We start from the raw sequence: 11,254 nt of genomic DNA, 5'->3' as shown, positions 1-11,254 counted from the left end.
GCAAGCATTCATTTTCTTGGATTTCTCCTTGCCACATTTCTCCCGCAAATGCCGTTCCAGTCAATGTGTAAAAATCTTTTACTGGAGAGGTGCCATCCCAATAAAAAGCGATGCCATCTACTGCTGCTCTATTGAATGGCGGATAATTTCTATCGGCAATGATATCTTCCGAATAAAAATTTCCAATACTTTCCAATAACGGAATCAGAGTAGGGGTAGTCTCAATTTTTTTATTCAATACAAGTTCTTGCGCTTCTTCAAAAGATATCATAGTTAATGTCCTCCGCCTTTCATCATTTTACGTGCATGAAATACGGCAGGCATAATTGCTTCCAAACATTCACGTACACCATTACTACTTCCTGGCAAGGTTACAATCAATGTTTCATTGATTGCACCTGCAACAGCTCTAGACATCATGGCAAGTGGCGTACGCATTTGTCCATACACGCGCATGGCTTCTGTAATGCCATCTGCATCTCGTTCTATAATAGCTTTAACAGCTTCAACGGTTTTATCTCTTGGGCCTAATCCGGTTCCGCCTGTAGTAAATACATACGCATAATCTTCTGCTACCCACGTTTTGATTTTTTCTTGAATTTGAGTTGGCTCATCTGGTAAAATTGCATACGAAACATCTGTTATACCAAGTTCGCCTAACATCTCCACAATCTTCATTCCTGAAGTGTCTTCACGTTTTCCTTCAAAGGTAGAATCGGAGCAAACCAATACGGCACATTTGGGAGGCGTGTTAAAATATTTTTGTCCGCTTTTACCACCCGTTTTTTCTAGTAACTGGATAGGGCCGATGCTTAATTTTTTATCTATATTTTTCAATAAATCATAAACCGTCAATGCTGCAATCGAAATACCGGTTAATGCTTCAATTTCAATTCCAGTCCTTCCAATGGATTTTATTTGAGAACGAATAACTACGCCATGTAGTCCTTCAATGGAAATATTGAATTGATTCGCATGTTTTATGGGATCTAAAATTTCAAAATCTACAGACATTCCATCGATGCCTACCGGGTGACAATGTGGGATTAACTGAGAAGTATTTTTTGCGGCTAAAAAAGCTGCGGCACGCGCCACATCAAACATATTTCCTTTTGGTAAGGTATCATTTATAATGTGATCTATGGTTTTTACAGAGCATGTTACCAAGCCAATGCCGGTTGCTGTTCTAAGAGTAATTTGTTTTCCGCTAATGTCGCGCATTTTAAATGTAAAGTGTAAAGTGAAGAGTGTAACGTGTAAAGAAAGTGTAAAATACGTGGATTGCCTATGAATAGCAAACTTGTGGGATTGTTTCCAAATCAGTATTGAACGTTATATGCTATTTAAGGATTCCTGTACGATAGTATAAATTGTAAATTCTTAGTCCCAATAAAAAAAGACCCCTGCATTACACAGAGGTCTTTTAAAAGTATTATTCACTCAATCCTTAAGCTACTTTAAGTTTCTTGAATTTAGATCGATCAAGTTTCTCCTTCGCGTATTCATAGGTTATTACATAGCTTGTTTGCGGTATTTCTAGTGAAGGTAAATCAAACATTGCATCCGTCATGATTGCTTCGCAGATTGAACGCAAACCTCTTGCACCTAATTTGAATGCCATTGCTTTCTCAACGATATATTTTAATGCATCATCTTCAAACGAAAGTGCAATGCCTTCCATCTTAAACAATTTTTGATATTGCTTAACGATGGCGTTTTTGGGTTTTGTTAAGATTTCCAATAACATTTCTTCGTTCAGTGGATCCAAATACGATACTAAGGGCAATCGACCAATTAATTCGGGTATTAATCCGAACGTTTTTAAATCCAATGCAGTTACATATTGCAACAGATTTTCGTTGTCGATGTCATCGTTCTCATTGTTATTCTTGAAACCTATAGGTTGAGTATTTAACCTGTTAGCAATGATTCTTGAAATGCCATCAAATGCACCACCGCAAATGAAAAGTATGTTTTCAGTATTTATGGCAATCATTTTTTGATCTGGATGTTTTCTGCCCCCTTGTGGAGGAACATTTACCATACTGCCTTCTAATAATTTTAATAGTGCTTGTTGTACACCTTCACCACTTACATCTCTAGTAATAGATGGATTGTCGCTTTTGCGTGCAATCTTATCAATCTCATCAATATAAACGATTCCTCTTTGAGCTGCTTCTACATCGTAGTTTGCTGCTTGTAGTAAACGTGTTAAAATTGATTCTACATCTTCACCCACATAACCTGCTTCAGTTAAAACAGTGGCATCTGCAATACAAAAAGGCACTTGCAAAATCTTAGCTAAGGTACGTGCTAAATAGGTTTTACCTGTGCCTGTTTCTCCAACCATGATGATGTTTGATTTTTCAATTTGAACATCATCTTCTTCATTTATTTCCGTCTGCATCAAACGTTTGTAGTGGTTATACACCGCAACAGACATAACTTTTTTTGCTTCATCTTGTCCAATTACAAACTGGTCTAGATGGGACTTCATTTTTGCAGGTTTTATTAAATTGAAATTCGGCTTCGCATCAGCTTTGCTTTTTTGCTTAATTTCTTCTTGTAAAATTGTGTAAGACTGAGTAATGCACTTATCACACATATTTGCATGTAAGCCAGTAATCATTAACAATACATCTTTTTTAGGTCTTTCGCAGAACGAACAGGTTTGTTGCGCCATTTTATATAACGGAATTGGTATGGGGTATAAAGCAAACATAAGGTAAGAACAAAATAGTTCCTACCTTATGTTTTTAAAGGAAATAAATAATTAATATTAGCTTCTTGTTAATACTTCATCAATGATGCCGTATTCTTTTGCTTCTGCAGCTTTCAACCAATAGTCACGATCTGAATGTTTTTCAATCGTTTCGATGTCTTTACCTGAATGTTTGGCTAAGATTGCATACAATTCTGCTTTCAATTTCATGATTTCACGTGCAGTGATTTCAATGTCTGAAGCTTGTCCTTGTGCGCCACCCAAAGGTTGGTGTATCATGATTCTTGAATGGGGAAGTGCTGAGCGCTTATTTGGTGCGCCGCCGCACAATAATACTGCACCCATAGAAGCTGCAAGACCAACACACGTTGTAGATACGTCTGGATTGATATAATGCATGGTATCGTAAATACCCAAGCCTGCATATACAGATCCACCGGGACTGTTTATATACATCATGATATCTTTCTTAGGGTCAACAGATTCCAAGAATAAAAGTTGTGCATTGACAACGTTTGCTACGTAATCGTCAATTCCTGTACCTAAGAATATAATACGATCACCCATTAAACGAGAGAAAACGTCAATTACGGTTGCACGCATCTGACGCTCTTCTACTACATTTGGTGTCATTCCAACAATGTAATTAGGTGCAATGCTTTGTATTTGATTGATATAGCTGTCAACGGCAAGGCTACTAATTCCCTGATCCTTTACAGCAAATTTTCTGAATTCGTTCGGGTCGATCATTTTGTTTTTGGGTTAAAATGGTATTCGTTCTACAAATGTAAAAAAAAAGTCCTCTTTACAAAGGACTTCTTTTCATTGTAACGTATTTCGTGTATAATTAGTTTGCTTGAGCTAATTTTTCGAATTCGTCTACGCTTATTTTTTTCGTTTTATAACTAATTTTTGATTCAATCAATTTTAAAACCTTATTGTAATATACTTCTTCAAACGTACGGTTGTAGTTTTTGCCGTTTTCAGCAGCTAAGTAATTATCTGCTAATTTATTCATGGTTTCTTCCATCTCTTCAGATAGGGTAGTCATGCCTCCAAATTGTTGCATAAACAATTCTTTGGTTCTAGAAATAACTTCTGCATGGTCAACTTTAATGCTGTTGTCTTCACCAATTTTATTGCGAATCAACAACCATTTTAAGTCATCTTGATACAGGTTGAAATCAGCATCAATTTGTTCTGCAGATATTTTTCCTTCATTATTAACTAATAGGAAACGTTTTAAAAAATCCTCAGAAATGTCAACTTTCGTATTCGCTACAAACTCTTTACGAATATTCTTAGCAAGTAAGACTTCAGCTTCGCGATTGTAGTTTTGGTTAATCGTTTCTGCTAACTTTGTATTGAATTCTTCTTCAGAAGCAACTGCTCCAGGACCAAATATTTTATCAAAAAACTCTTGATTCAATTCTGCGGGGAAAGAACGACGTACGCCTGAAACGGTAAAAGAGAATGTGCCAGAAGTTGTTTCTGCTTCTTCTTTTGTCATTCCTGTTACATGTGCAATGGATGTTTTGTCGCCAAATGCTTTGTCAATGTCAAACTCAATAACATCGCCAATTTTTTTACCAACAAATTTATTCAATTCAGATTTTTCTACTTTTTCAGTAGGTATCATGGTGGTAGTAACGAAATCAGTTGATAAAGATTTCATTTCACCATTTATATAATCGCCTTCTACAACGATTTCTGCTTCGTCCATTTTACCTTGCTGACGACGAATATTTACTAATGTTTCAGCAATATGTTTTGGATCAGCTTCAATTTCGAATTTCGTAACGTGTATTTTATCGGATAAATCGTATTTGAATTCAGGAATTAAGCCTAAATCATAAAAGAATTCGAACTCCGTACCGTTATCCCAGTCGATTTTTGCTGCAAGACCTTGATCTGGTAGAGGAAATCCGATGATATTTAATTTTTCATCTTTAACATATTGACTTACAGTTCTTGAAAGTATTTTGTTGATTTCTTCCATTTTCAAGTTCTTGCCATACATTTTCTCAACAACACTTGAGGGCACTTTTCCTGGTCTGAAACCTTTTACAGATGCTTTTTTACCATAATCCTTCAACTTATTTTGAATGGTAGGTAGGTAATCAGCCGCTTTGATTGTTACTTTTAACGTAGCTGCTGTTGCGCCTTTTTTGTCTAATACGATTTCCAATGGGGTAGATTGGTTTAAGTTTAAATCTTATGTTAAAATAAAAAACCCTCGCCCTTATTAGAGGAGAGGGTTTTCGGTGTTATTAAAAACGTGCGGATGAAGGGACTCGAACCCCCATACCTTGCGGCGCTAGATCCTAAGTCTAGTGCGTCTACCAATTTCGCCACATCCGCTTATTTAATTTTTATACTTCTTCCAAGTATAACCCATTTCATCTCTGATTTGGGAATGCAAACTTAGGACTTTTTTTTAATATTACTAGCATACATTTGAAAAAAATATTTTATCATATGTTAATATTCAGGTCTATTTTTGTTATTTAGAACATTAATTACGTACAATGGTGTTATTAGATTGTAGGTTGAATTAATATAATTGCTTATCTGTTGAATAACAACTAGTAAGGTATTTTAGTAGGTGATGATATGGTAATTGATATAGAAAAGGAAAATAAAGAAATTATAAAGCGATATCGTCTATTGCTTCGGGCTGCTAAGCCTGTTTTAAAAGATGGGGATGCCAAAATTATTAAAAAAGCTTTTTACACATCTGTTCAAGCGCATAAAGACATGCGCAGAAAATCAGGTGAACCCTATATTTATCATCCCTTAGCGGTAGCACAAATTGCTGTAGAGGAAATTGGATTAGGTACAACCTCTATTGTTGCCGCCTTATTGCATGATGTAGTGGAAGATACGCATCTTGAATTACGAGATCTTGAAAGAGATTTTGGACCGAAAGTAGCAACCATTATAGATGGGTTAACGAAGATTTCAGGTGTTTTTGAGCATGGAAGCTCGCAGCAAGCTGAAAATTTCAGAAAAATGATCCTGACGCTTTCCGAAGATGTTCGAGTTATTTTGGTCAAGCTTGCCGATCGCTTGCACAATATGCGGACTCTTGGTAGCATGCCGCGAGATAAGCAGCTGAAAATCGCATCAGAAACGATGTATTTGTATGCGCCACTTGCTCATCGCTTAGGTTTATATGCAATCAAATCTGAATTGGAAGATTTGTATTTAAAATACACAGATACGGAACGATATAATTTTATTGAAGATAAAGTTTCAAAATCAAGCGCTGCAAGACAAAAGACTACGAAGGAATTTGCAGGGCCGCTAGAGGTTCCATTGAAAAGTGCGGGTTTAAATTTTAAAATTAAAGGTAGAACGAAATCCATTTATTCGATTCATACTAAAATGCAAACACAAAATATACCTTTTGAAGAGGTGTATGATTTGTTTGCCATCCGATTGATTTTAGATGCTCCATTGGCAGAAGAAAAGAGCGTTTGTTGGAAAGCATATTCCATCGTAACCGATTTTTATAAGCCCAATCCAGATCGATTGAAAGACTGGGTAAGTACGCCAAAAGCCAATGGCTACGAATCTTTGCATACCACGGTAATGAGTAAATCCGGGCAATGGGTAGAAGTTCAAATCAGAACTCAACGGATGGATGACATTGCAGAAAAAGGATATGCTGCGCACTGGAAATACAAAGAAGGTAAGCCCGTCGTAAAAGATTCTGGTATTGAAGATTGGATTCGTAAAGTGCGAGAGTTGATTGAAAATAATGATTTCTCTGCACTTGAATTTGTAAACGAATTTCGTCAAAACTTATTCAGCGAAGAAGTATTTGTTTTTACACCAAAAGGTGATCTGAAAACCTTACAGTTTGGTGCTACGGCATTGGATTTTGCATTTGAAATCCACACTAAAATTGGAGAGCGTTGTTTGGGTGCCAAGGTGAATCAGAAACTGGTTCCTTTAAGCTATCAACTGAATAATGGGGATCAAATAGAAATTTTAACTTCTGGGAAGCAAAAGCCTTCTGAAGATTGGTTGAAGTTTGTTGTTACTTCTAAAGCGCGAACTAAAATAAAAGAATCGCTTAAAGAAGAAAAGAAGACAATAGCCTTGGATGGAAAAGCAATGGTTGAACGCAAGTTGAATCACTTAAAAATCCCTTTGAATAATGAGACCATAAACAAAATGCTATTGCTCTTTAATGTTAAAACTCCTTTGGAGTTTTATTACAATGTGGCAAAAGATATTATTCAACCAAGCCAGCTAAAACGATTAAAAGACCCCGAAAAGAAACCAGAACCATCCAAACGAGTCGTGGATGTAGATCATGATAAAAAACAGCATACTGTAAAAGGTGCTGATAAAGACATGATCTTGATTGGAGACAATCTAGATAAAATTGATTATACGTTTGCAAAATGTTGCAATCCAATTCCTGGAGATGAGGTATTTGGTTTTGTAACGGTAAGCGAAGGAATTAAAATTCACAGAACAAATTGCCCGAATGCCATGGAATTAATGTCGCAATATGGCTATCGAATAGTAAAAGCCAAATGGACTTCACAACAAGAACTAGCTTTCCTAACAGGTCTTAAAATTGTTGGTGCGGATCGTGTTGGTATCATAAACGACGTTACAAAAGTTATTTCAACACAATTGAAAGTAAATATTAGATCCATTACAATAGATACGGATGATGGGATTTTTGAAGGTACAATGATGGTGTTTGTGAATGGTACTGAACATTTGAACACCCTCATTTCCAAACTGAAAGAGATTTCGGACATCATTAGTGTGTCCCGTATAAGTAGTTGATTTGGAATAAGAATTCCTTTATTCGTATATTTGATACCTATGTCGCCATTGGAAGATTTATTATCGCAGGTTAAAAAGATATTTACCGCATATCTTGAAAACAAAAGTTTGAGAAAAACTCCTGAACGGTTCGCAATTTTAGAGGAAATCTACTCTCGGGTGGGTCACTTTGATGTTGAGAATCTATACATTAGTATGAAAAATAAAAATTATAGAGTGAGTCGTGCAACCGTCTATAATACGCTTGACATATTAGTGGAGTGTGATTTGGTTACAAAACACCAATTCGGAAAGAATCTTGCACAATACGAGCGTTCTTTTGGATATCGCCAACACGATCACTTAATTTGCACAGATTGTCATAAGGTAGTTGAATTTTGTGATCCTAGAGTATACAACATACAAACTATGGTTGGAGAACTATTGCATTTTAATGTGATGCACCATTCATTGATTTTATATGGAAGTTGTACCAATTCTACCTGTGAAAACAAAAAAGATATAAAGCCTGAAGTGAAAATTCAAATTGAAAAATAAGCAAGAACGTAATAAATAAATAGTAACAGATTTTAAACTTAATCATACATGAAATACAATACATATATCAAAGAGAATATTTTATTCCTTCAATTAGAAGGCGATTTGATTGGTGAAAGTAATGGTTTGGAACTGATGGATCTTGTTAGTGAAAAATTAAATGAAAATATCAATCGTTGTGCGATTGATTTAGCTTTGGTTCGTTACATGAACAGCAGCGGTATAGGTGTATTGATTACACTATTAACTAAGTTTAGAAACAAAGGAGGTGAATTGGTATTAATCAACCCTTCTGAACAAATAAAGAAATTATTAATCATCACAAAATTGAATTCTATTTTTGTGATTGTTGAAAACGAAGAAGAAGCATTACAGAGATTAACTAAATAAGGAAATGGCAGTTGATGTATTATTAGGGTTGCAGTGGGGCGACGAAGGTAAAGGTAAAGTGGTAGATGTACTTGCTCCTAAATATGATTACGTAGCGCGTTTTCAAGGCGGGCCGAATGCAGGGCATACACTAATATTTGATGGAAATAAAATCGTTCTACACCAAATACCTTCGGGTGTATTTCGTTCCAATATCACTAACCTTATTGGTAATGGGTTGGTATTAGATGTAATTGCTTTATTTGAAAAAGAAATTGATAAGCTTACCGCTTTTAATTTAAATCTAAATAAAAATTTATTTATATCTAAAAAGGCTTCTTTAATTCTTCCTTCACATGTTGAATTAGATGCAGCATACGAAGCTGCTAAAGGTGCTAATAAAATCGGTTCAACCCTTCGTGGTATTGGGCCAACATATACCGATAAAGTATCCAGACAAGGTTTACGCGTAGGTGATATTCTTAGTCCGAATTTTATGGACAAGTATACTAAATTGGTAAACGCACACAAGCAAATATTAGATTTTCACAAGCACGATTATTCAGCAATGAAAGATCGTGAAATCTTATTTTTCAAATATATTGAACGTTTGCGTACAATGAATTTGGTGGATAGTGAATATTTTATAAATGACGCCATTCAACAAAAGAAAACAATCTTAGCGGAAGGTGCTCAAGGATCTTTATTAGATATTGATTTTGGTTCATATCCTTTTGTTACATCTTCCAGCACAATGGTTGCTGGTGCATGTACAGGTTTGGGTATTGCACCGAAGCATATAGGAAACGTATTTGGTATTTTCAAAGCCTATTGTACACGCGTAGGTAGTGGACCTTTCCCTACAGAATTACACGATGCAGTAGGAGAAAAAATGCGTAAAGAAGGGAACGAGTTTGGCTCAACTACTGGTCGCCCGCGTAGATGTGGTTGGTTGGATTTGCCTGCTTTGAAATATGCATGCATGATTAATGGTGTTTCACATTTATTAATGATGAAGGCGGATGTATTGAATACCTTTGAAGAGCTTGAGGTTTGCACACATTACAAATTAGGTAATGGGGATGTTGTAGATACCTTGCCATATGATATGTGTACCGATGATTTGACTCCTGTATATAAAACATTAAAAGGCTGGAATCAGGATTTAGCGCATTGCGAAACATTTAATTCCTTGCCAAAAGAGTTATTAGATTATTCTGCATTTATTGAAAAAGAATTGGGTTTACCTATAACTCTAATTTCAATTGGGCCAGATCGTAAGGAGACGCTAATTAAAGACGAAAGTTTTATAACGGCATAAAACAATAAATACCTTAAATTTTAAATACCTTCTGTTTATTTAACAGAAGGTATTTTTTTTAGAATGAATCGAATTTCGTCTATAACTATTAATTTTTAAGTATATTCAGTATTACACCTACTTAAAAAAATATATGAAAGGGAAATTGACATTTATACTAAATCGCTTGAGAGAACAACTGTGGTTTAGACCCGTTCTTTTTTGTTTGTTTTCTGTAGCTGGCGCTTTAGTAGCTCATCTTTCAGATAATACTGAATTATATAAGTATGTTCCAAAGATTAAGACAGAATCCATTCAAGAATTACTATCCACGCTTTCAGCAAGTATGTTGGTGATTTCAATTTTTGCAGTTGGTTCGATGATTTCTGCTTACAATGCCGCTAGCAATACTGCAACCCCTAGATCTTTTAAGTTGGTTGTCGCCGACGATAGTTCTCAAAATGCCTTGTCCGTATTTATCGGCTCATTTATCTTTAGTGTGGTTGCTACGGTCGCAATGAAAAATGGCTATTATGGAAAATCAGGACATTTCACCTTGTTTGCATTAACGGTAGGGATGTTTACCATTGTCATTTTTACATTTTTAAACTGGGTTTCTAAGATATCTAGCTTAGGTCGTTTGGCAACAACCATTCAAAAAATAGAAGACGCAGCTGCAAAATCCATTCGTGTAATTCATTCCAACCATTATTTAGGTAGTATACCCTATGATAAACAAGATACTACAGGTGTTCCTTTATACATTGAAACAATCGGACATATACTCCAAATCAACACTTCTAAATTACAACAGATTGCAGAAGAAAAACATATTTACATTCGGTTAAACTGTTTGCAAGGGAATTTTATAACGCCCAATAAGCCTATATTGTATATTACAACAGAAGGAGGGGTAGCCGTTGATTTCGAAATGAAAGTACTCGAAGAAGCGTTTACCTTAGGCCCTGTTCGTTTGTTTGATGAAGATCCACGTTTTGGCTTTATAACACTTAGTGAAATTGCGAGTCGTGCCTTGTCGCCTGCAGTAAATGATCCAGGAACAGCAATTGCAATTTTAGAATCCCATTTACGTTTATTTGCAGAATGGATTAAAAATGAGTCTGAAACAAAAGCTGTTGAGCCGCTATTCTCAAGAATAAAAGTACCCGTAATTCATGTAGAAGATTTATTTGAAGATGCATTTAGACCAATTGCACGCGATGGTGCAGGAAATATAGAGGTGCAATTGCGTTTGCAAAAAGTATTGCAGTCCATATATAGCATGGGTGATGAAAGGTGTAAAGAACTTGCAAAAAAACATTCAATACTTGCATATAAGCGAGCAGAAGGTGCGTTACCAATAAAAGAAGAAAGTGAGATGTTAAAATCAGTTTCCATTTTAAATTGAATCCGCTTGCGCTTTAAACAAAATGTAAAATTCAGGATTTTCAACACTTTAAGGGTCACATCCATTTTCTGGGGAGCAACTGGTTTAGGCGAATAATTTAGACAAT

General features: G+C 35.6%; 9 protein-coding genes, 1 tRNA gene and 1 pseudogene. 5 read left to right on the top strand and 6 right to left on the bottom strand.

Translation table 11 applies throughout. From position 1 onward, the window contains the following. From Q0543_RS11530 to Q0543_RS11505, 6 genes and pseudogenes are all read right to left on the bottom strand, one after another. Positions 1–271, bottom strand: a pseudogene (locus tag Q0543_RS11530) (molybdopterin molybdenumtransferase MoeA); the annotation flags it as partial. Positions 272–273: 2 nt separating this feature from the next. Next, on the bottom strand, positions 274–1,221 hold the full coding sequence (gene moaCB, locus Q0543_RS11525) for a bifunctional molybdenum cofactor biosynthesis protein MoaC/MoaB (protein ID WP_299252969.1): 948 nt from the start codon (positions 1,219–1,221) through the stop codon (positions 274–276). Between the two features lie 226 nt (positions 1,222–1,447). Continuing rightward, positions 1,448–2,683, bottom strand: coding sequence for an ATP-dependent Clp protease ATP-binding subunit ClpX (gene clpX, locus Q0543_RS11520; RefSeq protein WP_299252972.1), 1,236 nt, complete (start codon positions 2,681–2,683; stop codon positions 1,448–1,450). Between the two features lie 96 nt (positions 2,684–2,779). Then, positions 2,780–3,472: an ATP-dependent Clp protease proteolytic subunit gene (locus tag Q0543_RS11515; RefSeq protein WP_299252966.1), complete on the bottom strand. Its 693-nt coding sequence runs from the start codon at positions 3,470–3,472 to the stop codon at positions 2,780–2,782. A gap of 97 nt (positions 3,473–3,569) precedes the next feature. Further along, positions 3,570–4,910: a trigger factor gene (gene tig, locus Q0543_RS11510; protein ID WP_299252963.1), complete on the bottom strand. Its 1,341-nt coding sequence runs from the start codon at positions 4,908–4,910 to the stop codon at positions 3,570–3,572. Between the two features lie 91 nt (positions 4,911–5,001). Continuing rightward, positions 5,002–5,083, bottom strand: a tRNA-Leu gene (locus Q0543_RS11505). A 252-nt stretch (positions 5,084–5,335) separates the two neighbouring features. Here Q0543_RS11505 and Q0543_RS11500 point away from each other — a divergent pair. From Q0543_RS11500 to Q0543_RS11480, 5 genes are all read left to right on the top strand, one after another. Then, a complete protein-coding gene (locus Q0543_RS11500; RefSeq protein ID WP_299252960.1) occupies positions 5,336–7,534 on the top strand; it encodes a bifunctional (p)ppGpp synthetase/guanosine-3',5'-bis(diphosphate) 3'-pyrophosphohydrolase in 2,199 nt (732 codons plus the stop codon). A gap of 39 nt (positions 7,535–7,573) precedes the next feature. After that, on the top strand, positions 7,574–8,071 hold the full coding sequence (locus tag Q0543_RS11495) for a transcriptional repressor (protein WP_299252957.1): 498 nt from the start codon (positions 7,574–7,576) through the stop codon (positions 8,069–8,071). A gap of 48 nt (positions 8,072–8,119) precedes the next feature. Next, positions 8,120–8,461, top strand: coding sequence for an STAS domain-containing protein (locus Q0543_RS11490; RefSeq protein ID WP_299252955.1), 342 nt, complete (start codon positions 8,120–8,122; stop codon positions 8,459–8,461). Between the two features lie 4 nt (positions 8,462–8,465). Then, complete coding sequence (locus Q0543_RS11485) at positions 8,466–9,761, top strand: adenylosuccinate synthase (RefSeq protein WP_299252952.1); 1,296 nt, start codon at positions 8,466–8,468, stop codon at positions 9,759–9,761. 133 nt (positions 9,762–9,894) lie between these two features. Beyond that, positions 9,895–11,148: a DUF2254 domain-containing protein gene (locus Q0543_RS11480; protein WP_299252949.1), complete on the top strand. Its 1,254-nt coding sequence runs from the start codon at positions 9,895–9,897 to the stop codon at positions 11,146–11,148. The last annotated feature ends 106 nt before the right edge of the window (positions 11,149–11,254 follow it).

The sequence above is a fragment of the uncultured Cytophaga sp. genome, from assembly GCF_937863595.1.
Taxonomy (GTDB): Bacteria; Bacteroidota; Bacteroidia; order Cytophagales; family Cytophagaceae; genus Cytophaga.
This window is presented reverse-complemented; position numbering and strand designations above follow the sequence as displayed.